The 22,714-nt window shown below is 73.4% G+C and carries 20 protein-coding genes; 11 read left to right on the forward strand and 9 right to left on the reverse strand.

Annotation, left to right across the window (positions count from 1 at the left end; translation table 11 throughout):
* Positions 1–153 precede the first annotated feature (153 nt).
* Both ACFPK1_RS09470 and ACFPK1_RS09475 read left to right on the forward strand, forming a co-directional pair.
* A complete protein-coding gene (locus ACFPK1_RS09470) occupies positions 154–1,254 on the forward strand; it encodes an alpha/beta hydrolase (protein WP_378020669.1) in 1,101 nt (366 codons plus the stop codon).
* 30 nt (positions 1,255–1,284) lie between these two features.
* Complete coding sequence (locus ACFPK1_RS09475; protein ID WP_378020670.1) at positions 1,285–2,577, forward strand: Nramp family divalent metal transporter; 1,293 nt, start codon at positions 1,285–1,287, stop codon at positions 2,575–2,577.
* A gap of 52 nt (positions 2,578–2,629) precedes the next feature.
* Here ACFPK1_RS09475 and ACFPK1_RS09480 read toward each other — a convergent pair whose 3' ends face one another.
* The gene (locus ACFPK1_RS09480) at positions 2,630–3,589 is read right to left on the reverse strand and encodes an NADP-dependent oxidoreductase (RefSeq protein WP_378020671.1); all 960 of its coding nucleotides are present in this window, start codon (positions 3,587–3,589) and stop codon (positions 2,630–2,632) included.
* A 35-nt stretch (positions 3,590–3,624) separates the two neighbouring features.
* On the opposite strand from ACFPK1_RS09480, the gene ACFPK1_RS09485 reads away from it, so the two are divergent.
* On the forward strand, positions 3,625–4,116 hold the full coding sequence (locus ACFPK1_RS09485) for a methylated-DNA--[protein]-cysteine S-methyltransferase (RefSeq protein WP_378020672.1): 492 nt from the start codon (positions 3,625–3,627) through the stop codon (positions 4,114–4,116).
* Positions 4,117–4,464: 348 nt separating this feature from the next.
* On the opposite strand, the gene ACFPK1_RS09490 is transcribed toward ACFPK1_RS09485, so the two are convergent.
* The 3 genes from ACFPK1_RS09490 to ACFPK1_RS09500 are packed head-to-tail and all read right to left on the reverse strand — an operon-like array spanning position 4,465 to position 7,093.
* Positions 4,465–5,268, reverse strand: a complete 804-nt coding sequence (locus ACFPK1_RS09490) for an SDR family NAD(P)-dependent oxidoreductase (RefSeq protein ID WP_378020673.1) — start codon at positions 5,266–5,268, stop codon at positions 4,465–4,467.
* A gap of 4 nt (positions 5,269–5,272) precedes the next feature.
* Positions 5,273–6,124, reverse strand: coding sequence for a 3-hydroxyacyl-CoA dehydrogenase family protein (locus ACFPK1_RS09495; RefSeq protein ID WP_378020674.1), 852 nt, complete (start codon positions 6,122–6,124; stop codon positions 5,273–5,275).
* 36 nt (positions 6,125–6,160) lie between these two features.
* Positions 6,161–7,093 carry a LysR family transcriptional regulator gene (locus ACFPK1_RS09500; protein WP_378020675.1) on the reverse strand — a complete coding sequence of 311 codons (933 nt, stop codon included), beginning with the start codon at positions 7,091–7,093 and terminating at the stop codon, positions 6,161–6,163.
* A 105-nt stretch (positions 7,094–7,198) separates the two neighbouring features.
* Here ACFPK1_RS09500 and ACFPK1_RS09505 point away from each other — a divergent pair, with 105 nt between their 5' ends.
* On the forward strand, positions 7,199–8,407 hold the full coding sequence (locus ACFPK1_RS09505; RefSeq protein WP_378020676.1) for an MFS transporter: 1,209 nt from the start codon (positions 7,199–7,201) through the stop codon (positions 8,405–8,407).
* Between the two features lie 52 nt (positions 8,408–8,459).
* On the opposite strand, the gene ACFPK1_RS09510 is transcribed toward ACFPK1_RS09505, so the two are convergent.
* Positions 8,460–9,377 (reverse strand): AEC family transporter, encoded by a 918-nt coding sequence (locus ACFPK1_RS09510; RefSeq protein ID WP_378020677.1) that lies wholly within the window; start codon positions 9,375–9,377, stop codon positions 8,460–8,462.
* 54 nt (positions 9,378–9,431) lie between these two features.
* Here ACFPK1_RS09510 and ACFPK1_RS09515 point away from each other — a divergent pair, with 54 nt between their 5' ends.
* Both ACFPK1_RS09515 and ACFPK1_RS09520 read left to right on the forward strand, forming a co-directional pair.
* Positions 9,432–10,193 (forward strand): SDR family NAD(P)-dependent oxidoreductase, encoded by a 762-nt coding sequence (locus ACFPK1_RS09515; RefSeq protein ID WP_378021002.1) that lies wholly within the window; start codon positions 9,432–9,434, stop codon positions 10,191–10,193.
* A gap of 20 nt (positions 10,194–10,213) precedes the next feature.
* On the forward strand, positions 10,214–10,897 hold the full coding sequence (locus tag ACFPK1_RS09520) for a hypothetical protein (protein WP_378020678.1): 684 nt from the start codon (positions 10,214–10,216) through the stop codon (positions 10,895–10,897).
* Between the two features lie 4 nt (positions 10,898–10,901).
* On the opposite strand, the gene ACFPK1_RS09525 is transcribed toward ACFPK1_RS09520, so the two are convergent.
* Entirely contained in the window at positions 10,902–11,684 is a 783-nt protein-coding gene (locus tag ACFPK1_RS09525; protein ID WP_378020679.1) for a helical backbone metal receptor, read from the reverse strand.
* A gap of 85 nt (positions 11,685–11,769) precedes the next feature.
* Here ACFPK1_RS09525 and ACFPK1_RS09530 point away from each other — a divergent pair, with 85 nt between their 5' ends.
* The 3 genes from ACFPK1_RS09530 (at position 11,770) to ACFPK1_RS09540 (ending at position 16,463) form a co-directional block, all read left to right on the forward strand.
* Positions 11,770–13,128, forward strand: a complete 1,359-nt coding sequence (locus ACFPK1_RS09530) for a wax ester/triacylglycerol synthase domain-containing protein (RefSeq protein WP_378020680.1) — start codon at positions 11,770–11,772, stop codon at positions 13,126–13,128.
* A 709-nt stretch (positions 13,129–13,837) separates the two neighbouring features.
* Positions 13,838–15,289 carry an AAA family ATPase gene (locus tag ACFPK1_RS09535; protein WP_378020681.1) on the forward strand — a complete coding sequence of 484 codons (1,452 nt, stop codon included), beginning with the start codon at positions 13,838–13,840 and terminating at the stop codon, positions 15,287–15,289.
* On the forward strand, positions 15,282–16,463 hold the full coding sequence (locus ACFPK1_RS09540) for an McrC family protein (protein ID WP_378020682.1): 1,182 nt from the start codon (positions 15,282–15,284) through the stop codon (positions 16,461–16,463). The genes ACFPK1_RS09535 and ACFPK1_RS09540 overlap by 8 nt, the downstream gene beginning before the upstream one ends.
* 95 nt (positions 16,464–16,558) lie before the next feature.
* Here ACFPK1_RS09540 and icmF read toward each other — a convergent pair whose 3' ends face one another.
* On the reverse strand, positions 16,559–19,807 hold the full coding sequence (icmF, locus tag ACFPK1_RS09545; protein WP_378020683.1) for a fused isobutyryl-CoA mutase/GTPase IcmF: 3,249 nt from the start codon (positions 19,805–19,807) through the stop codon (positions 16,559–16,561).
* A gap of 186 nt (positions 19,808–19,993) precedes the next feature.
* On the opposite strand from icmF, the gene ACFPK1_RS09550 reads away from it, so the two are divergent.
* Positions 19,994–20,773: a proprotein convertase P-domain-containing protein gene (locus ACFPK1_RS09550; protein ID WP_378020684.1), complete on the forward strand. Its 780-nt coding sequence runs from the start codon at positions 19,994–19,996 to the stop codon at positions 20,771–20,773.
* Between the two features lie 292 nt (positions 20,774–21,065).
* A complete protein-coding gene (locus tag ACFPK1_RS09555) occupies positions 21,066–21,221 on the forward strand; it encodes a hypothetical protein (protein WP_166660086.1) in 156 nt (51 codons plus the stop codon).
* Positions 21,222–21,297: 76 nt separating this feature from the next.
* Here ACFPK1_RS09555 and ACFPK1_RS09560 read toward each other — a convergent pair whose 3' ends face one another.
* Positions 21,298–21,801, reverse strand: a complete 504-nt coding sequence (locus ACFPK1_RS09560) for a 2'-5' RNA ligase family protein (RefSeq protein WP_378020685.1) — start codon at positions 21,799–21,801, stop codon at positions 21,298–21,300.
* Entirely contained in the window at positions 21,798–22,667 is an 870-nt protein-coding gene (locus tag ACFPK1_RS09565) for an RluA family pseudouridine synthase (protein WP_378021003.1), read from the reverse strand. The genes ACFPK1_RS09560 and ACFPK1_RS09565 overlap by 4 nt, the downstream gene beginning before the upstream one ends.
* Positions 22,668–22,714 lie beyond the last annotated feature (47 nt).

Raw genomic sequence — 22,714 nt, forward strand, 5'->3', positions numbered from 1 at the left:
CGGGGACTTCGGACGCCTAGAAGCAGCGAACCGCCCGTTCGCTCCACACGGGCCGCCACGAAGGACCCGCGCCACACCTCGCGAACCGGGCGCGCGCCGCGCGCGGAGACCCGCGTGGTGAGGTGATCGCCGGCGGACGCGGAGGGGACCCGAGTGCTGGTGTGGCTGGTGCGCACGGTGGCGATCGTGTGGCTGCTCGGCGTGCTGGTCGTCGCCGTCGGCACGTACGCGCCGAAGCTGCCGGTGATCGGGTTCGCCGGCTCCTTCGTCACCGGCCAGTACCCGCTGCACGCCGCGCTCGCGGCGGTCCTCGGCGTCGGGCTCGGGGCCGCCGGCTGGGCCCTCGGCGCGCGGGACGGCGCCGTCGTCGCGGCGGTCGCCCTCGTCGCGGCGGCCGCCCTCGCCGGCGTCCTCGTCAGCCAGACCCGTGGCGAGCGCATCGACTGGTGGGCCGCGCTGACCGTCGTCGACCAGCCGGACGGGCGCCCCGACCGCACCGAGCAGTACGCGCGGGACGAGCTCGGGCGCCCCCTGCACCTCGATCTCTACCGGCCCGCCGGCCCCGGCCCGCACCCGGTGATCGTCTGGGTGCACGGCGGCAGCTGGGTCCGGGGCGAGCGCGACGACCGCACGGCGCTCAACCGCTGGTTCGCCGACCGAGGTCACGCCGTCGTCAGCGTCGAGTACCGCCTGCCCCCGCCCGCGCCGGTGGGGGAGGGCCAGCGCCGTGACGTCGCGGCGGCCGCCGCCTGGGCCGCCGCGCACGCCGCCGAGGAGGGCCTCGACCCCGACCGGATCGTCATCGCCGGCCAGTCGGCGGGCGCCACGCTCGCGCTGAGCACCACCGCCGGGATCCTCGCCGGCGAGCTCGCGGCCCCGCGGCCGCGCGCCGTCATCGCGTACTACCCGGTCACCGACCTGCGCCTCGTCGACCGCTCGCTGCAGGACGCCGTGCTCGGTGGCCGGTCCGCCGCACGGCCACGGGAGACGCGCCAGGGCTCGCCGATCGACCTCGTCCGCCCCGACCTGCCGCCGACCCTGCTCGTGCTCGGGTCCGCCGACCACTTCGTCTTCCCCGACCGCGTCCGGGCCTACGACCGCGCGCTGCGCGCCGCCGGCGTCCCGGGCCGGCTGGTCGAGGTGCCGCACGCCGACCACGTCTTCGACTTCCCGTTCGGCAGCCCCGGCGCGCAGGTCACCCGACCCCGGGTCGCCGCGTTCCTCGACGAGCACGTCGGGGCGCGCACGCCCTAGAACGGGTCGGATCGTGGTGAACTGCCCCGCATGACCGATCGGGACACCGAGGACGCCGTCGGGGGTCAGCAGACCCGCCGGCGCTGGAGCATCGTCGGACCGGGCATCGTCGTCGCGGCCACCGGTGTGGGCGCCGGTGACCTGGTCGCGACGCTGGTCGCCGGCGCCGAGTACGGCTACACCCTGCTGTGGGCGGTGGTGCTCGGGGTGGTCGTCAAGGTCGCGCTGGCCGAGGCGACGGGACGCTGGCACCTCGCGACCGGCTCGACGATCTTCGCGGGCTGGCGCTCGCTGGGACCGTGGACGACGGTCTACTTCATCGTCTACGTGGTGATCTGGGGCTTCGTCTACGGCGCGACGGCGATGACGTCGTCGGCGCTGCCGCTCGCCGCGATGTTCGGCGGCTCGATCCCGGCGTGGGGCATCCCGTGCGGCCTGGTCGGGCTGGTGCTCGTGTGGTTCGGCTCGTACCCCTTCTTCGAGAAGATCATGACGGTGCTCGTCGGCGTCATGTTCGTCGTCGTGGTGGGGTTGGCGATCCTCGTGCTGCCCGACGTCCCGGCCATGCTCGCGGGCCTGCTGCCCACGCTGCCGCAGGGTTCGGGCATCTACACGCTCGGGCTGGTCGGCGGCGTCGGCGGCACGGTGACGATGGCGGCCTACGGCTACTGGGTGAACGCCAAGGGGTGGCGCGACAGCTCGTGGATCAAGGTCATGCGCCTGGACAACCGCGTTGCCTACATCACCACCGGCATCTTCGTCGCGGCCATGCTGGTGGTCGGCGCGGAGCTGCTGTACACGGCGAACATCGCGCTGGTCGAGAGCGACCGCGGCCTGCTCGACCTCGACGCGATCCTCGAGCAGCGCTTCGGCCCGGTGATCGCGACGCTCTTCCTCGTCGGGTTCTTCGCGACGTCGTTCTCGTCGCTGCTCGGGGTGTGGCAGGGCGTGAGCCTGCTGGTCACCGACTTCGTGCGCACCCGGCGCGAGGCCGTCGCGAAGACCCCCGACCAGCTCGCCGCCGCCGGGCAGCTCAGCGACGACGCCGAGCGCAGCATCCCGTTCCGGCTCTACCTGCTGTGGCTGACGTTCCCGCCGATGGTGCTGCTGTTCCTCGGCCGGCCGTTCGCGCTGGTCGTGGCGTACGGCGCGCTGGGGGCGTTCTTCATGCCGTTCCTGGCGATCACGCTGCTGTGGCTGCTCAACAGCAGCCGCACGCCGCGCGAGTGGCGCAACGGGTGGCTGTCGACGACGTTGCTCGTGGGCGCGGCCGTGCTGTTCCTCGTCCTCTGCGTGACCGAGCTGATGGACACCTTCGGCTAGCCATGTGAGCGAACTTCGGGGCTATAGCCCCGAAGTTCGCTCACGTAGGCCATCAGAAGGTCAGCACCAGGCGGCCGCGGACGCCGCCGGCCTCGAGGCGTCGGTGGGCCTCGGACGCCTTCTCCGCCGGGATCGTGTCGGCGACGCGCGGGGTCAGCACGCCCTCCTCGGCCTGGCGGCGCAGCGTGTCGAGGGCGGCGTGGTCGGTCGCGACGTCGCGCACGAGCACCGGGTGCCAGGTGATGCCGCGCTCGTCGGCGCCCCGGTGCCCCCGGACGGTCGCGATCCTCCCGCCGTCGCGCACGGCGTCGAGCAGCGCGTCGCCCTGCAGCGACCCGTCGACCACCGCGTCCACGCCGCCGGGCTGGCTGTCGCGGATCCGGGCGGCGACGTCGTCGCCGCGGCGCACCACCACGTCGGCGCCCAGCGATGCCACCAGGTCCTCGTCGGCCTCCGACGCGTCGGCGACGACGGTGAGCCGGTCGGCCTTCGCGAGCTGCACGACGTAGCCCCCGAGCGCGCCCGCCGCGCCCGTCACCGCCACCGTCCGCCCGGGCGCGAGCGCCAGCGTGTCGAGGGCCAGGCGCGCGGTGAGCGCGTTCATGGGCAGGGTCGCGGCCTCGACGACCGACGCGGTCGACGGCGCCCGCACCACCGACCCGGCCGGCACGACGACGTGCTCGGCGTAGGCGCCGTGGCTGCCGTCGGGCACGACGATCGCCATCGCGGCGTCGCCGACGTGCAGCTCGGTGTCGGTGCCCTCGCCGATCTCGTCGACCTCGCCGGCGGCGTCCATGCCGGGCACGTACGGCGGTGGGTCCTTGCCCCATCGGCGTGCTGTATCGAATGCGCTCGAGGCGCGCGACCCGTCGCGGGCGAGGGTGTCGGTCGGGTTCACCGCCGCCGCCCGCACCCGCAGGCGGACCTCGCCCGGCCCGGCGTGGGGCTCGGGCAGCTCGACGACCTCGAGGGCGTCCGGTCCTCCGTGGGAGTTCACTCCGATGGCTCGCACATGTCCTGCCTACCCGGTGGGGTAGACCGGGACGCGTGCGCACCTTCCGCGTCGTCGACAGCCCCATCGGGCCGCTCACGCTGACCTGGGACGCCGACCGGGACGCCGTCGTCGGCCTGCACGTCCACGACCAGCGTGAGCTCGCCCCCGACCCGGCCTTCGGCACGCCCGACGACGGCGCGTGCGCCGGGCTCGACGACCTCGCCGGCGAGCTCGACGAGTACTTCGCGGGCGAGCGGCGCCGCTTCGCGGTGCCCGTCGACCCGCCCGGCACGCCCTTCTCGCGGGCGGTCTTCGCGGCGCTGAGCGAGGTGCCCTACGGCGAGGTGACGACCTACGGGGCGCTGGCCGCGGCCATCGGGCGACCGCGGGCGGCCCAGGCCGTCGGCACCGCGAACGCGCGTAATCCGGTCAGCCTGCTCGTTCCGTGTCACCGCGTGGTGAATGCCGCGGGCCATCCGTCAGGTGGCGGACCCGGGATCGCACGCAAGCGATTGCTGTTGTCCCTCGAACGTGGAAGCCCTTGACCGGGGCGGCGCCGCGAGTACCGTCAACGGTGTCGCTGTGGTGCCGATCACACGAGCTGAGGGCTGGTCCGCACCGCGCACGCGCCCGAGGTGACCGACTGGATCGAGGTGATGGATTGGACGCAGGGAACACCCCGCACCGCATCACGAGGACCCGGTCGACCCGGCGCCGCACCGCGCACGGGAGCTGATCCACACCAGACTCCACGCCGCTGAGCGCAGACAAGCGGTCGGTGGGACGACCGGGACCGTGCGGGTCCCGAGCTGACACTTCCTCCCAGAGACGAGCCGGCGTCCCCTTCAGGGGGCGCCGGTTCGTCCGTGTGGGGGCCGTCGGCTCCGCGCGCTTCAGTAGTGCACGACGCCGCGCTCGCCGCCCGCGGCCGCGACGGCCCCGCCGGTGACCGCGACCGCCCGGGGCGAGGCGAGGAACACGACGACGTCGGCCACCTCGTCGGCGGTCATCACCCGCCGCAGGCTGGTGCCCTGGGCCAGCTCGGCGCGCACATCGGCCTCCGAGAGCCCGCTCGCGGCCATCCGGTCGGCGATCATCCCCGGCGTCCGCTCGGTCTCGGTGTAGCCCGGGTGCACGACGACGACGCCCACGCCGTGCGGGCCGAGCTCGTCGGCGAGGTTGGCGGTCAGCGCCGCGACCCCGACGTTGCGGATCGTCCCCGCGATCGATCCGGTGCGGCGCGCGTTGAGCCCGGAGACGTTGACGATCCGCCCCCACCCCTGCGCCGTCATGTGCGGCGCCACCGCCCGCGCGGTGCGCAGGTAGCCGAGCACCTTGGTGTCGACCTCGGCGAGCACCGCGTCGTCGGTGAGCTCGGCGAGCGACGGGATCGGGGCGCCGCCCGCCGGCCGGGCCGCGGCGTTGACCAGGACGTCGACCCCGCCGAGCTCGTCGACCACCCGCGCGACCATCGCCCGGACCGAGGCGTCGTCGGTGGTGTCGGCGACGACCGGCACCACGCGCGACGCCGGCCCCGCCGAGCGCACGCGCCCCGCCGCCGCCTCGAGCGCGTCGGCGTCGCGCGCGACGAGCACCACGTGCGCGCCCTCGGTGGCCAGCGTCCGCGCGCACGACAGGCCGATCCCGCGCGAGGCGCCGGTGACGATCGCGACCCGGCCCTGCAGGTCGAGGTCCATCGGGTCAGCTCCAGTCGTAGAAGCCGCGCCCGGACTTCTGCCCGAGCTCGCCGCGCTCCACCTTGTCGCGCAGCAGCTGCGGCGGGGTGAAGCGCGGGCCCAGCTCGCGCGTCAGGTGCTCGGCGATGGCGAGGCGCACGTCGAGCCCGACCACGTCGGTCAGGCGCAGCGGGCCCATCGGCCAGCGGTAGCCCAGCTGCATGCCGGTGTCGATGTCCTCCGGGCTCGCCACGCCCTCCTCGACCATGCGGATCGCCTCGAGGCCGACGGTCAGCCCGAGCCGCGAGGTCGCGAAGCCCGGCGCGTCGTTGACGACGATCGCGGTCTTGCCCAGCGCCTCGACCCACTCCCGGGTCGCCGTGGTCGTGGCCTCCGAGGTCCCCGGGTGCACGACCAGCTCGACGAGCTTCTGCGCCGGCACCGGGTTGAAGAAGTGCATGCCGATGACGCGGTCGCCGGGCAGCTCGGCGGCGATCGCCCCGATCGACAGCGACGACGTGTTCGACGCGAGCACGGCGTCGGGGCAGGCGCGCGCGGCCCCGCCCAGGACCGTCTGCTTGATGTCGACGCGCTCGGGCACGGCCTCGACGACGAGCGCCGCGTCGGCGGGCAGTTCGTCGACGCTGGTGGACATCGTCAGGCGGGCGAGCAGGTCGTCGCGGCTCGTGCCCTCGGGCAGCTTGCCGCGCTGCGCGGCGCCGTCGAGGCTCGCCACGACCGCCTGCCGCGAGGCGTCCACGCGGGCGGAGTCCGCCTCCACCAGCGCCACCGGGCTCCCGGCGGCGAGCAGGACGTGGGCGATCCCGGCGCCCATCGTCCCGCCGCCGATGACGGCGGTCGTCGGGCGTGCATCCATGCGGGGTGACCTCCTGGTCGATCGGGGCAGCCCGTGTCATAGCACGGCCGGGCCGCGCAGCGCCGCCGCGACGTGGTCGGGCACGAGGACGGCGTGACGGGCGACATCCCCGGCGAAGCGGCTGGTGAGCGCGTCCGGCTCGGCGCCGGTGTAGGCCGCGAGCTCGCGCTCGACGCGCGGGAGCGGGCGCGCGATCGTGCCCGCGAACACCGGAGGGACGATCGCCGCGGGCACCAGCGAGGGCCCGATGCCGGCCGCGGTGAGCAGCGGGGCGACCGCGGTCTGCTCGGTCCGCACGGCGACCTGCGGCCGGTAGCCCGCCTGCTCGCAGGCGTCGAGCAGGACGTCGGCGAGCGCGTGGTCCGGGGCGTACTGCACCCACGGGACGTGCTCGAGACGGCTGAGCGCGATCTCGCCGGCGGCCGGGGCCATGACGTCGTCGGGGCCCAGGTTGGGCGGCAGCAGCACGACCATCTCCTCGCGCCCCAGCGAGCGCAGGCGTCCGCGCCACTGCGCCGGCACGGGGCCGACGCCGATGTCGGCCTGGCCCTCGCGCACCGCGGCGGCCAGGGCGTCGCCGTGGCGGTGCTCGAAGAGGCGCACGGTGACGTCGGGGTTCTCGGCGCGCCACCGCCGCAGCACCCCGGGCAGCAGACCCAGGCTCACCGAGTAGACGCACCCGATGCGCAGCTCGCCACCCTCCGAGCCGGTGACCTGGCGGGCGGCGGCGTGGCCGCGCTGCGCCGCGGTGACGGCGGCCCGGGCGTGGGGGAGCAGGGCCCGCCCGGTCGGGGTGAGAGCCACCGCACGCGGCAGGCGGCTGAACAGTGACCCGCCCAACTCCTTCTCGAGCGCCGCGATCTGCTGCGACAGGCCGGGCTGGGTGACGAACAGGCGGTCGGCGGCCCGCGTGAACGATCCCTCGTCGACGACGGCGACGAACGACTCGAGCTGGCGCAGCGTCGGCATCAGCTCAGCTTATGCGTTTCCGTTGTGAGCTTCTTCGACTTATGGCGCCGGCGCTCGGACGGTGGATGACGACGGAAACAGCCTGTCTTCCCCGAGGAGCTCCCCGTGCCTCTGGCCCTGCTCGCCCTCGCCCTGGGCACCTTCGGCATCGGCACCACCGAATTCGTGATCATGGGCCTGCTGCCCGAGGTCGCGGACGGCCTCGGCGTCCCGGTCTCCGAGGCCGGCCACCTGATCTCCGCGTACGCCGCCGGCGTCGTCGTCGGCGCGCCGCTGCTCGCCGCCGCCACCGTGAAGCTGCCCCGCCGCACCGTGCTGATGGCGCTGATGGGCGTCTTCGCGGTGGGCAACCTGCTCTCCGCGGTCGCGCCCGGGATCGGCTCGCTGATGGCGGTCCGGTTCCTCACCGGCCTGCCGCACGGCGCCTTCTTCGGCGCCGCGTCGGTGGCCGCGGCCGCCATGGTCGGGCGGGACCGCCGCGCCACCGCCGTCTCGCGGGTCTTCCTGGGCCTGACCATCGCCAACGTGGTCGGCGTCCCGCTCGGCACCCTGCTCGGCCAGGCCGCCGGGTGGCGCGCGACGTTCGCGGTGGTCGGCGTGATCGGCCTGGTCGCCGTGGCCGGGGTCGCCGCGTTCGTCCCCGCCGCCGCGCCCGCCGCGACCGGCAAGGGCGTGCTGCGCACCGAGGTCGCGACGCTGCGCCACCCGCAGGTCGTGCTCTCGCTGGCCGCGGTGGTGTTCGGCTTCGGCGCGATGTTCGCCTGCTACAGCTACGTGACCCCGATGCTCACCGAGGTCGGCGGCTTCTCCGCCGCCACCGTCACCGTGCTGCTCGCCGTGGTCGGGCTCGGCATGACCGCGGGGTCGGTGCTCGGCGGGCGCGCCGCCGACCGGGCGCCGATGGCCACCCTGTACGTCTGCCTGCTCGCGCTGGCCGGCGTGCTCGTGAGCTTCGTCGTCACGGTGCACCACCCGGTGCTGGCGATCCTGTCGCTCTTCGGCGCCGGCATGTTCTCGCTGGCGCTGGGCCCGGCGATCCAGACGCGCATCCTCGATCTCGTCGGCGACGCGCCCACCATGGCCTCGGCGGCGATCCAGTCGGCGTCCAACATCGCCAACTCGCTGGGCGCCTGGCTCGGCGGGATGGTCATCGCCGCGGGCCTGGGCTACCTGGCCCCGACGATCGTCGGCGCGACGCTGGCCGTCGCCGGGCTCGCCGTGCTGATGCTGTCCGGTGGCCTCGAGGTCCGCGGCCGGCGCCGCGAGGCCCAGGTCGAGGCCGCCGACCCGGAGCGCGCCCTCGCCGCGGCCTGACAACGTATGTGAGCGAAGTTCGGGGCTATGGCCCCGAACTTCGCTCACATGACTACAGCGCCACCAGCAGCAGCACCGGCACGCTCACGACGGTGGTGAGCAGCGCCGCGTCGCGGGCCAGCGGCACCCCGGTCGCGAAGCGCACGGCGTAGCCGAAGACGTTCTGCGCGGTCGGCAGGGCCGCGCTCACCACCACGGCGAGCAGCGCCGGGCCCTCGAGCCCGAACGCCGACCCGATCAGCCACGCCAGGAACGGGTGCACGAGGTTCTTGAGCACGATCACCGCGCCCAGGCACACCGGGTCGTCGTCGCGGCCGGGCCGCTGCGCGTGCGCCAGCGAGAGGCCGAACGCGAGCAGCATCGCCGGCACCGCGAGGTCGGCGAGCAGCTCGACGGGCTCGAGCAGGCCCTCGGGCACGTGCACGCCGGCCACGTTGAGCAGCAGGCCCGCCACCGTCGCGAGCAGCAGCGGGTTGCGCAGCGGCGCCAGCAGCGCCCCGCCGACCCCGGGGTCCTCGCCGCGGCGCCGGGCCGCGACCACGTCGAGCAGCGTCGTGTAGGCGGGCGTGAGCACCGCCAGCTGGAAGATCAGCGAGGGGGCGATCTCGGCGGCGCTGCCGAGCGCGTACGTGGCGATCGGGATGCCGAGGTTGCCGGCGTTGAGGTAGCCGCTGGCCATCGAGCCGACGACGGTCTCGCCGCGCGGGCGCCGGCGCAGCACCCCCACCGGGATGTAGAGCAGGCAGACCGCGACCGCGGCGAGCGCGGTGACGACGAGCCCGGCCGAGAGCACCCGCGCCACGTCGGCGCGCAGGAGCGTGACGAACAGCAGCGCGGGGCTGGCCACGAAGAACGCGGTGCGCGAGAGCGTCTCGGTGGCCCCGTCGGGCAGCACCCCGAGACGTCCGACGAGCACCCCGACGGCGACCACGACGCCGATGACGAGGAAGCCCGTCAGCACCCCGCTCACCCGCACATCACCGCCCGAGCCTAGGGAGCCGACGTGGCCTACGGTCCTGTGACCATGGGCATCCTCGACCGCTTCCGCCTCGACGACCGCGTCGCCGTGATCACCGGCGCCTCCTCCGGGCTGGGCGTGGTGTTCGCCACCGCCCTGGCCGAGGCGGGTGCCGACGTCGTCCTCGGGGCGCGGCGCACCGAGAAGCTCGAGGACACGCGGAAGGCCGTGGAGGAGCGCGGCCGCCGCTGCGTCACCGTGCGCACCGACGTCTCGTCACCCGAGGACTGCCGAGCGCTGGCCGACGCCGCGATGAGCGAGTTCGGCCGCCTCGACGTGCTGGTCAACAACGCCGGCATCGGCACCGCCTACCCGGCCACCAAGGAGACCCCGGAGCAGTTCCGCGAGGTCATCGACATCAACCTCAACGGCAGCTACTGGATGGCGCAGGCCGCGGCGCGCCACATGCAGCCCGGCAGCGCGATCATCAACGTCTCCAGCATCCTCGCGCTGACCACCGCGGGCCTGCCGCAGGCGGCCTACGCGTCGTCGAAGGCCGGCGTCATCGGGCTCTCCCGCGACCTCGCCCAGCAGTGGACGCCGCGCAAGGGCATCCGCGTCAACGCGCTGGCGCCGGGGTTCTTCACCTCGGAGATGACCGACAGCTACCAGGAGGGCTACCTCGAGACGATGATGCCGCGGGTGCTCACCGGGCGGATCGGCGATCCCGAGGAGCTCGCGGCGGCGCTGGTGTTCCTCGCCTCGGAGGCCGGGTCGTACGTCACGGGCACCACGCTCACCGTCGACGGGGGCGTCACGACGACGTGAGTGCGGGTAGCCCCGGTCCCATGGACGACACGCTGCGTGAAGAGCAGAAGCTGACCGCCCGGGCGGTCCTCGCGCGCGAGGGCCGGGGGTTCGCCGAGGAGATCGGGCTGGGGCGCACCGACAACCCCGCCAGCCTCTTCGGCCTGCTCGTCGCAGCGGTCGTCGTGGCGCCGCGGGGCGAGACCAGCGGCGCGGCCCGCGCGGCGCACGAGCTCACCAACCGCTGGCACACCGCCACCGACCTCGCCGCCGCCGACGAGCAGGACGTCGCCAAGGAGCTCGGCGCCGCGGTCGAGGGTGTCGACCGCGGCGACGGCGACGACAGCGCGTCGGGCTCCGCGGCGACGCTGGTGGCGCTCGCGACCGCGCTCGCGGACGACTGGGGCGGCGACCTGCGCGCGCTGCGCGAGCACGCCGGGCACGACCCGGCCCGCGAGCGCGAGCTGCTCACCGCCCTGCCCGGCGTCGACGACGGTGCGGTCGACGTCTTCCTGCGCGAGGTGCAGGTGCTCTGGGACGAGGTCGCCCCGTTCGCCGACACCCGGGCGCTGCGCGCCGCCGCGGCCCTCGGGCTGGGGGAGAGCGCGCCGGACCTCGCCCGCTACGGCGACCGGCCCGAGAAGATCGGCCGCCTGGCCGGCGCGCTCGCGCGCATCGACGTCGAGGGGTCCCACGACGAGGTGCGGCGGGCCATCGCCGGCTGACGCGTCAGCGCGCCGCCGCCGGGTTCCCGGCGGCGCTCAGCGCCGCGGGCAGCAGGCGCGCCGCCTCGAGCAGGCTGGGGCCGTACCAGGTGAGCAGCCGCCCGCTGACCAGCGCCGACGGGGCATCGAAGGCCTCGGGGCCGTCGTCGGCGGTGAACCGGTAGGGCTCGTCGGGGAGCACGACGAGGTCGTGCGGGGGGAGATCGGCCGGGTCGAAGCGCGGGTAGCGCTCGGGGCTGTCGTCGAGCACGTTCTCGACCCCGAGACGGGCCAGCACCGCCCCGGTGAAGGTGTCCGAGCCGACGGCCATCCACGGCTTGCGCCAGATCGGCACCACGGCGCGGCGCGGAGCGTCGGGCAGCGGCAGGGAGTCCCAGGCCGCGCGCGCCCCGTCGATCCAGGCCGGGCGCTCGAGGCCGCAGGCGGCGAGCATCCGCTCCAGCGAGCGCAGGGCGCCGTCGACCGTGCGGATGTCGGTGACGTACACGGCGAGCCCGGCCTCGCGCAGCTTCTCGAGCTCGGCGGGCTTGTTCTCCTCGGCGTTGGCCAGCACGACGTCCGGCCGCAGGGCGACGATCGCCTCGATGTCGGGGTTCTTGGTGCCCCGCACGCGCGTGATCCCGTGCTCGTCGAGGTCGTCGGGGTGCGTGCACCAGTCGGTCGCGCCCACCAGCAGGCCCGGCTCGGTGACCCCCACGGCCTCGGTGAGCGACGGGACGAGGCTGACCACCCGGTCGATCGTGGCGGGGAGCGGGATGCGGCGGCCCTCGTCGTCGATCACGTTCATGTCTCCAGGGTGCCCCAGGGAGCGCCCCGATGGTGTCCGATACCGTCGGTACCGCCATCACACCGTGAGCGGAGGCACACGAACAGTGGATCGTTGGGCGTCGGGCATCGACACCGCGTGGCTGCAGCTCGAGCAGCCGACCAACCGCATGGTGGTGCACGGGATCCTCTTCTGCGAGGGGCCGGTCGACATCGCGGCGCTGCGCGAGCGGGTGCGGGAGCGCTGGGTCGCGGTCTACCCGGGTCTGCGGCAGCGCCCGACGTGGCCCGCGAGCGGTCTCGGTCCGGTGCGCTGGGTCGACCACGAGCCCGACCTCGGCGCCCACATCGACACCGTCGCGCTCGCGGCGCCGGGCGACGACGACGCGCTGGCCCGCCACGTCGGCGAGCTCATGTCGCGGCCGCTGCCCGAGGACCGGCCCTGGTGGGCGATCCACGTGCTCACCGGCTGGGCGGGCGAGGGCACCGCGGTGGTCGTCAGCATCCACCACGGGCTCGCCGACGGCGTCGCGCTCAACCACCTCTTCCACGCCCTGGCCGACGGGGCGCCGGGCACCGAGGAGGGCACGCCCGTCGCCTACGCCGCCCCGCCGAAGCGCCGGCACGGCGTGCGCGACGTCCGCCTCGTCCGCCGCGAGGTCCCGCAGCGCCTGCGCCGGCTGACCCGCACGGTCGCCGGGTCCTCCCGGCCCGGTGGCACCCGGGAGCTCGCGGCGACCGGCCGGGCCATCGGGCGGTCGACGGCGCTCATCGCCCGCCCACCTGCCGACGCCGACACCGCGCTGCGGGGCCGCCTCGGCGAGGCGAAGGCGGCGCGCTGGAGCCGGAGCGTGGACCTCGACGTGGTCAAGCGGGCCGGCAAGGAGCACGGCGGAAGCGTCAACGACGTGCTGTGCGCCGCGGTCGCGGGCGCGCTGCGGTCGTTCCTCGGCGAGGACACCCCGCGCCTGCGCGCGGTGATGCCGACCAACCTGCGCCGCCTCGACCGCCCCGTGTCGCACTGGCTCGGCAACGAGTTCGGCCTCGTGCTCCCGACCATCCCCACCGACGAGCCCGACCCCGGCCGCCGCGTCGAGCGCATGCACCGGACGATGGCCGCGATCAAGCGCACGAACCAGGCGCTCGCGACCTTCATCGGCATCGCCGCCGCGGGGCACGGCCGCGCGGCGTGGACCCAGGCGCTCGTGGGTCGCTACGCCGAGGCCGCCAGCCTGATCATCACCAACGTCCCCGGGCCGGTCCGCGAGCTCACCCTCGCCGGGACGCCGGTGCGCGACCTGCTGTTCTGGGTGCCCTGCTCGGGCCGGCTCGCCCTCGGCGTCAGCATCCTGAGCTACGCCGGGCGCGTGCGCCTCGGGGTGGCCGCGGACACGGGCGTCCTGGGCGGCGACGAGGGCGTCGACCGGTTCGTCGCCGCCCTCGACGAGCAGCTCGACCGCCTGTGAGGACGTACCTCGCGCGGCGTCCATACTCCGGCTCGTGACCGTCGCTCCCGAACTCGCAGCAGCTCTCGAGCACCACGGACGGCCCGCTACGCAGGTCGTCGAACAGCACGCCGATCAGGAACGTGAACGCGTCCTCGATCGCTTCCCGGTCGACAGCTGGCCCTCCCTCCCGCTGGAGAGCTACGCGTTGGGCGTGCGAGGCGAGAGCGTCCCCTACTGCCAGGAGCTCGAGTACCGCACGCCGAACCTCGGCAGCATCAAGGGCGGCAGCGCGCGCAAGCACATCATCTACCGGCAGGGAAGCGGTGCCTGGTGGCTCGCGGGTCCGCTGGAGGGTCTCGAGCCGCACGAGGCGTGGTCTCGCGTTCGCGCCGAGTACGTGCGAGGGATCGACGCCGCCCGTGCTGGGCGTTTCGACGAGCTCGACGACCTCGCACTTCTGCGATGGGGACCGGCGTTGGTCACCAAGACCTTCGCGATCTATGCGCCGCAGCACTTCCTCGACGTGTACTCAGGCGACCACCTGCGGCAGTTCATCCGGCTGTTCGGCGGCGTCCCGGTCGGCGACGCGACGTCGTGGGCCCTGAACCGACAGCTCCTCGAGCTCGTCCGGGAGACCGCCCCCTTCTCGACCTGGCGGTCCGAGGAGGTCCTCCAGTTCCTCTACACCCACATCGACCCGCGGACCGGGAGTGCGCCGATCCTCAAGGTGTCCCCGGGTGAGCAGGCCCGGCTGTGGCCCGAGTGCCGGGAGCAGGGCGTCATCCGGGTCGGGTGGGACGCCATCGGGGACCTGCGCGAATTCGGGTCCGACGACGAGCTCGTCGCCGCCCTCGAGGAGGCGTACCGGTCCATGGGGCCGACACCACTACGCAAGCTTGCGCGTCAGCTCCTGCGCTTCCGTGACCTGCCCGCCGGGGCGCGCATCGTCGCGAACCGCGGGACGAGCGAGGTCCTCGCGGTCGGCCTCGTGACCCCCGATGGATACGGGTATGCCGCGGAGCTGCCCGAGTACCGCCACCAGGTCGCCGTGAACTGGGACGAGTCCTACGCGCAGAAGCTGTCGGTGCCGGCGCGGGGCTGGGTCCCGACGTTCAACAACGTCTCGCCGGCGCAGTGGACAGAGATCTCGGGCGGCCGCGGAGAGGGTCCGCGTCCCGGTCCCGCAGCGGGTGGAGAGACGGCAGGCTCCGCCGGCTCCCTGCGCGGCGAGTGGCCCGACGCGGTCGCCGAGGTGGTCCGCGCCGCCGAGCGGAAGGGGCAGATCGTCCTGTACGGACCGCCCGGGACCGGCAAGACCCGCCTCGCGCTCAGCGCGGCCCTCGCGATGTCGGGTACCGACGGTTCAGAGATGGGTGGGCGCGAAGCGCGCGCTGCCGCGGTGAGCGAGATGCTCGACGGCGATGATGATGCGAAGGTCCGCATGACGACCTTCCATCCGTCACTCGGCTACGAGGACTTCGTCGAGGGCTACAAGCCGGTGGTCGTCGAAGGCGGCGGTCTTGCCCTGGATCTCACCGACGGAGTCTTCCTCCGCGTGTGCACCGCAGCGAGGAAGGCGCCGCGATCGAGATTCTTCCTCATCATCGACGAGATCAACCGCGCCGACCTCTCGCGAGTCCTCGGCGAGCTCGTGACCTTGCTGGAGCGGGACAAGAGGGAGCACGTGACGGTGCGCCTACCCGTGAGCGGACGGCCCTTCTCGGTGCCCGAGAACATCGTCCTGATCGGGACCATGAACACGGCGGACCGCAGTGTCGCCCACATCGATGCGGCGGTCCGCCGCCGTTTCGCGTTCGTGGAGGTGCCGCCAGAACCCGCCCAGGTCGAGGGTCTCGTCGGACCGCTGAACCTGAGCACCTTCCTCACCGAGCTCAACCGTCGGATCGTGGAGCACCTCGGCGCCGACCACTGCCTCGGTCACGCGCATCTCCTCGCCGACGATCTGCCGGTCGACTCGCCCCAGGCGGTGGCCGACGCGTTCTACCAGGACCTCGCGCCGCAACTCGAGGACTCGGCAGCGGGAGACCCCGTGGTGCTGCGCCGTCTTCTCGGCGACGACCTCGTCAGGGGTCACGGCTTCGTCGTCGTGGAGCCCGAGGAACTGCTCGTCCGTCTCGCGAAGGAGTTCGGAGCCACGGAAGCCACCCTCGGTGGATGATCGACCCGTTGTCGTCACCGACGAGAACACCACGGTCGTGCTGCCGGCCCCTCTCGCTCCGGGGGACCACGAGGCCATCGCCCAAGTGGGACCCGAGCTCCTGCGGGTGGTCTCGGCCGGTGAGCGCTCCATTCTCGAGGTGGGGCCCGTGTGCGGGGTCCTGGAGCTCGAGGGGTGCCGCCTGCAGGTCGAGCCCAAGCTCCTGGTCGACGGAGTCACGACGGCTGTCTGGATCGCGTACGCCGGCTCGGTACCCGTGCACGTCGAGCGGAGCCGTGGTTGGTCGGTGGGGGTTCCCGGTCTACGAGACGTCGTGGTCGAAGCCCTGCTCCATGAGTGTTCGCGCCTCGTGGCGAACGGCCTGCTCCGCGACTATCGCGGTGAGGAGGCCGTGGACACTGTGTTGCGCGGCCGACTCGACGTTGCGCGCCAGATAGGGCGTCGCTACGGCCAGGTGGATCGCCTCCACATCCATCGGGTCGACCGACGTATCGACATTTCCGAGAACCTGATCTGTGGGGCCGCGCTGGACGTGGCCTCGTCGGTCTCGATCGGGGAGCGTCGGCGCAGGATCAGGGACATCCGCGATGCCTTTCCCCCCGCGACCCGCGGCGACGCTCTCGCCAGGCTCCGACGGTTGCACTACCACTCGCTCAACGCGCGCTACCGGAGCGCACTGCGGTGGGCCGGCCTCCTGCTCGGTGATGGCGGGGTCGACGACATGGTCGTCCCCGGCCGTTGGCGGGCCGGGAGTCTGCTGATCAATATGAATCGTCTGTGGGAGCGCGGCGTCGCTCGAGCTTGCGCCGACGCCTCCACGAAGCTCGGTGCTTCGGCCCCGCACCACAGGTCGATCACCGTGGCCGAGACCGGCCGTTCAACCCGTTCCTTCATCCCCGACGCCGTCCTGCAGGGCCCCGAGCCCCGTCCCGTGGACGCCAAGTACAAGCAATACGTCGATCGCGCCATCAGCTCCGGGGACGTGCACCAGCTACTGACCTACGGGACGGCGTACGAGTCCGTCGCCATCCTCGTCCATCCCGCCCTCGAGCCTGCCCCACCACGGCGCGTGGACGTGCGGTCCGATGGTCGCCTCTTGGGGGCCATCGCGGTCGTCCCCGTCGACGTGACGCGGCCGCCTGAAGAAGCTGCGGGACTGCTGGCACTCGTCTAGGACTCGGGCGCGATCAGGCCGCGATCTCTCGGCGCTCCGTACGCGGGTTACTGGCTGGTATCCCTCGCCAGGAGCGAGATACCAGCCAGTAACCGTCACATGCTGCGGCGGTACTGCCCGCCGACCTCGAAGAACGCGTCGGTGAGCTGGCCGAGCGTGCACACGCGGGCCGCCGACATCAGCTCGTCGAACACGTTCGCGCCCGAGGTCGCCGCGTCCTGCAGGCGCCGCAGGGCCTCGGGTGCGGTGTCGGCGTGCCGCGACCGGAAGTCCGCGACGCGCTCGAGCTGGCCCTTCTTCTCGTCCTCGGTGCCGCGCGCGAGCTCGAGCTCGTGGCCCTCCTGCTCGCCGTCGTCGGGGGGCAGGAAGGTGTTGACGCCGACGATGGGCAGCGAGCCGTCGTGCTTGCGCGACTCGTAGAGCATCGACTCGTCCTGGATCTTGCCGCGCTGGTAGCCGGTCTCCATCGCGCCCAGCACGCCGCCGCGCTCGGCGATCGAGTCGAACTCCTTCAGCACGGCCTCCTCGACGAGGTCGGTGAGCTCGTCGATGACGAACGAACCCTGCAGCGGGTTCTCGTTCATCGACAGGCCCCACTCGCGGTTGATGATCAGCTGGATCGCCAGCGCGCGGCGCACCGACTCCTGCGACGGGGTGGTCACGGCCTCGTCGTAGGCGTTGGTGTGCAGGGAGTTCGCGTTGTCGTACAGCGCGCAGAGCGCCTGCAGCGTCGTCCGGATGTCGTTGAAGTTCATCTCCTGCGCGTGCAGGGACCGGCCCGAGGTCTGCACGTGGTACTTCAGCTTCTGGCTGCGCTCGTTCGCGCCGTAGCGCTCCCGCATCGCGACCGACCAGATGCGGCGCGCGACCCGCCCGATCACGGAGTACTCGGCGTCCATGCCGTTGGAGAAGAAGAACGACAGGTTGGGCGCGAAGTCGTCGATGTCCATCCCGCGCGCGAGGTAGGACTCGACGTAGGTGAACCCGTTCGCCAGCGTGAACGCGAGCTGGCTGATGGGGTTCGCCCCGGCCTCGGCGATGTGGTAGCCGGAGATCGACACCGAGTAGAAGTTGCGGACCTTGTGGCGGATGAACCATTCCTGGATGTCGGCCATCATCCGCAGCGAGAACTCGGTGGAGAAGATGCAGGTGTTCTGGCCCTGGTCCTCCTTGAGGATGTCGGCCTGCACCGTGCCGCGCACGTTCCGGTAGGCGTGCTCGGCGAGCTCGGCGCGCTCGGTGTCGCTGGGCTCGCGGCCCTTCTCCTCGGTGAACGCGTCCACCTGCTGGTCGACCGCGGTGTTGAGGAAGTAGGCCAGGATCGCGGGCGCCGGGCCGTTGATCGTCATCGACACCGACGTCGTGGGCGAGGTGAGGTCGAAGCCCGAGTACAGGACCTTCATGTCGTCCAGCGAGGCGATCGAGACCCCCGACGTGCCGACCTTGCCGTAGACGTCGGGCGGGGTCGCCGGGTCGTGGCCGTAGAGGGTCACCGAGTCGAACGCGGTCGACAGGCGCTTGGCCGGCGAGTCCTGCGAGAGGTAGTGGAAGCGTCGGTTGGTGCGGAACGCGTCGCCCTCGCCGGCGAACATGCGCGCCGGGTCCTCGCCCTCGCGCTTGAACGAGAACACCCCGGCGGTGAACGGGAAGTGCCCGGGCAGGTTCTCCCGGCGCAGGAAGCGCAGGACCTCCTCGTCGGCGGTGAACGGCGGCAGCGAGACGCGGTTGACCTTGTTGCCCGAGAGCGTCTCGCGGGTCAGCTGCGTGCGCAGCTCCTTGTCGCGCACGTGGACGACCATCTCGTCGCCGGCGTAGGCCTCGAGGGTCTCCGGCCAGGCGTCGAGCAGGGCCGCGGCCTCGCCGGGCAGATCGCGCTCGGCCTCGGCGAGCACGGCGGGCAGCTCGCCGGCCTCGCGGTCGCCCAGCGCCTCGGCGGCGGTGCGCAGGGCCGCGCGGCGGCGGGCCGCGGTCACCATCGCGGCGGTCTCGTCGTGGTAGCCGCGCACCGTGCCGGCGATGTCGGCGAGGTAGCGGGCGCGCTCCGGCGGGATCGACGCCGCGAAGTCGGTGGAGACCTTGGAGTCCGGGATCGTGAGGCGGCCCTCGCCGATCGTCAGCCCCTGCTCGGAGAGCATGGTGCGCAGGTGGCCGTAGAGCGCGGTGACGCCGTCGTCGTGGAACGTCGCGGCGCTGGTGCCGAAGACCGGCATGTCCTCCCACGACGACGAGAACGCGTCGCGGTTGCGGACGAGCTGGCGGGACACGTCGCGCCGGGCGTCGTCGGCCCCGCGGCGCTCGAACTTGTTGATCGCGACGGCGTCCGCGAAGTCCAGCATGTCGATCTTCTCGAGCTGCGACGCGGCGCCGAACTCGGGCGTCATGACGTAGAGCGATGAGTCGACGAAGTCGACGATGCCGGCGTCGCCCTGGCCGATGCCCGGGGTCTCGACGATCACGAGGTCGGCGCCCGAGGCGCGCAGCAGCAGGATCGCGTCGCCGAGGTTCTCCGGCAGCGTGCCCCCCGAGTTGGACCCCTTCTGGCCACGCGAGGCCATCGAGCGGAAGTAGACCTGCGCCCCGCCGAGCGAGTTCATGCGGATGCGGTCGCCGAGCAGCGCGCCGCCGCCCTTGCGCCGCGTCGGGTCGACGGCGAGCACCGCGATCCGGAGCTTGTCCTCCTGGTCGAGGCGGAACCGGCGCACCAGCTCGTCGGTGAGCGACGACTTGCCCGAGCCCCCGGTGCCCGTGATGCCCAGGACCGGCACGGACTTGCCCTCGACGGCCGCGGTCGCGCGCTCGCGCACCTCGTCGGGCAGCGCGCCCGCCTCGGCGACCGAGAGGGCGCGGGCGAGGGTGGCCGGCTCGCCGGTGAAGACCCCGTCCCAGCTGGACGGCGGCTGCGCGCCGAGGTCGACGTCGCACGCCTCGATCATCGTGTTGATCATCCCCGGCAGGCCCAGGCGCTGGCCGTCGGTGGGGGAGAAGATGTGCGCGACGCCGTGGGCGTGCAGCTGGTCGATCTCGTCCTGGACGATGACGCCGCCACCGCCGCCGTAGACCTTCACGTGCCCGGCCCCGCGCTCGCGCAGCAGATCGACGAGGTACGAGAAGTACTCGACGTGACCGCCCTGGTAGGAGCTGATCGCCACGCCCTGGGCGTCCTCCTGGATCGCGGCCGTGACGACCTCGTCCACGGAGCGGTTGTGTCCCAGGTGGACGACCTCCGCGCCCTGGCGCTGGAGGATCCGCCGCATGATGTTGATCGCCGCGTCGTGCCCGTCGAAGAGGCTCGCCGCGGTGACGAAGCGGATCGGGTGGGTCGGGACGTACAGCTCGTCCGTCATGCTTCCTCGCAGTCCAGGTCGGCGCTCCGCAAATAGTAGGACGTCAAAGCTTTCTCGGCCAGCGAGCCACATCACTCACCGTGCGAAGTCGTTGTTGGGCTGAACGAGTGAAGAACGCGCCGATGGGGCCGAGTGCTGATTACTGTGCGTCGAGACAGCCCTCGGCTCTTCCCCCCGGAGCACCCCATGAGCACCGTCGTCCCGCCGTCCCCCGTCCCCGCCGGTGAGGGCGAGCAGTCGTCGCAGCCGACCTCGGTCGTCGGCCAGGTCCCCGCGTCGGCCCAGCCCACGACGGTGGTCGGCCAGGCGCCGGGGATGTACGGCGGGGCGCCTCCCGGATACGGCCAGCCCGGATACGGCCAGCCCGGGTACGGGCCGGTGGGCTACGCGCCGCCGACCCCCGGCGCCTACCCGCCGCCGCCCTACATCCCGCCCCCCACCGGCGCCGTCCCCGGTGCCGGCTACGCCCCGGCGGGCCCGCCGCCGCCCCGCCGGCGCGGCTGGATCGGCTGGCTGCTCGGGGGCATCGCGCTGCTCCTCGTCGCCGGCATCGTCGGCGTGGTCGTGCTGCTCTCGGGCGGCGGCACCCTGATCGGGGTCTCCACCCCCAACGTCACGATCCCGGACTCCGACCCGGCCGGCGTCACCGACGTCATCGCGCTCGACGGCTCGGGGCAGGTGCAGGACATCCACGTCGAGGCCACGATCGCGCACCCGTTCACCTGCGACCTCACCGTCACGCTGATCTCGCCGCAGGGCACGCCCGTGACCCTCGCCGACCCCCAGGACTGCAGCCGGCAGAACCCGGGCCTCCAGCTGAACTTCGACAGCGCGACCCCGGGCAGCCCGCTCGCCCCGTACGTCGGCCAGCAGGCCGGCGGCCAGTGGCGCCTGCAGGTCGTCGACGGCGTCGGCATCGACCAGGGTCAGCTGACCGGGTGGGGTCTGACGGTCCGGACGGACTAGCGACGCTGGGCCGACCGCCGGTCGGCCGTCGCGACGAACGGAGCTTTCGGGCGGCGAAAGCTCCGTTCGTGCGTTCGGGGGCCGGCGCTGGGTCCACGGTCACGCTCCTGGACGTCGACGGTGACCGATCGGGTCGGCGTGTTCGTCGTGTCCCGCCCGGAAATGGGTTCCGAGGGTGATGGAATGCGCCCCGCGGGTGAGCCAGGAATGCTCCGAATGCCGAGGTTCCTGCTCGATCCCGCCGGGTATCAGGCTGGCCCCACCCCGAGGGACTTCGTTTCAAGGAGAAGCAGTGATCATTCTCGGCGTCATCCTCATCATCATCGGAGCCGTCACCGGCATCTCGATCCTCTACACGATCGGCGCCATCCTCGCGGTCGTCGGCCTCATCCTGACGATCCTGGGCGCCGTCGGCCGCGGCGTGGGTGGCCGCAAGACCTACTTCTAGGCGGCACGCGCGGTCCACGAGCACGACCACGGCCCGTCCCCGGCGAGGGGGACGGGCCGTTCTGTCGTCCGGCCCGTCATCCGGAGAAGGCGAACTCGCCCGCCGCCTCCCACGGCCCGCCGCGGTAGTGCCACAGGCCGAGCCCGGTGATCGTCGCCGTCCAGGGGCGGTGCTGCGCCGCGAGCTCGGCGAGGGTCGCCCTCGCGGTCTCCGGGTCGACCTTGTTCTGCACCGTCACGTGGGCCCGCAGTCGCGCCGCGTCCTGGCGCGTGAGGTCGCCGGTGAAGGCCCGCTGGATGCGACCGTGCACGGCCGCGAGCCCCGGCGCGTCCACCGGGTGCGCGACGCCCCGTCCCAGCGAGATCGGCGCCTCGATCTCGGCGGCCATCGGCGCGCGTCCGGTGACGTCGGTGAGGACCGCGGCCACGTCGTCGATCCGCTCGCCCGGCAGCGCGTGGAACAGCGTGAGGTGGGCGCCGACGACGCGCCGCCCGGCCGGGAACCAGCGGCGCCGGCGCGCGTCGAGCTCGGCCTGGCTCCCGGCGTCGAACAGCGCGGTGACGACCAGGGGGTCGGTCACGGTCCCGCCGCCCAGCCGGCCGGGTCGTCCCAGGCCTGCAGCGTGCGCCGGCTCGTGAACTCCCGCTGCTCGCCGGTGCGCGGGTCCGGGAACGCCAGCTCGCGCGCGAGCAATTGCAGCGGCGCGCGGAAGTCGTCGAGCGGGACGTCGCGCACGACGGGGTAGAACGGGTCGCCGAGCAGCGGCAGGCCGAGCGAGGCCATGTGCACCCGCAGCTGGTGGGTGCGGCCGGTCCGCGGGGTGAGCCGGTAGCGGGCTGTCCCGTTCCTCGCCTCGACCAGCTCCACCAGCGTCTCCGCGTTCGGCTCGCCGGGCACCTCCTGCGCGGTGACCACCCCGCGCTCCTTGACGATCCGGCTGCGCACCACCCGCGGCAGGGTCAGCGCCGGATCGTGCGGGGCGATCGCCTCGTAGGCCTTCGTGACGCGCCGGTCGCGGAAGAGGTTCTGGTAGGTCCCGCGCCGCGCGGGCTCGACGACGAACAGGACGAGGCCCGCGGTCACCCGGTCCAGGCGGTGCGCGGGGCTGAGCATCGGGAGCCCGAGGCGGTGGCGCAGCCGGACCAGCGCGGTCTCGCGCACGTGGCGCCCGCGGGGGATCGTCGCGAGGAAGTGCGGCTTGTCGACGACGACGATCTCGTCGTCGCGGTGCACGACGTCGACGTCGAAGGGCACCGGCGCCTCGTCGGGCAGGTCGCGGTGGAACCAGATCACCGACCGGGGCACGAACGGCGCATCCGGCGCCAGCGGGCCGTCGTGGTCGACGATGCGTCCCTCGGCGAGCATCGCGTCGACGCGGGCGGGCGGGACGGGCAGCCGGTCGACGAGGTGCTCGCGCAGCGTCGCCCACGGGCCCTCGTCGGGCATCCGCACCCGCGCCGGGTCGAGCCCGTCGCGCGGCGGGAGCGGCGGGC

Origin of the sequence: Actinomycetospora rhizophila (assembly GCF_042657905.1) — a bacterium.
GTDB classification, from domain to species: Bacteria; Actinomycetota; Actinomycetes; order Mycobacteriales; family Pseudonocardiaceae; genus Actinomycetospora; species Actinomycetospora rhizophila.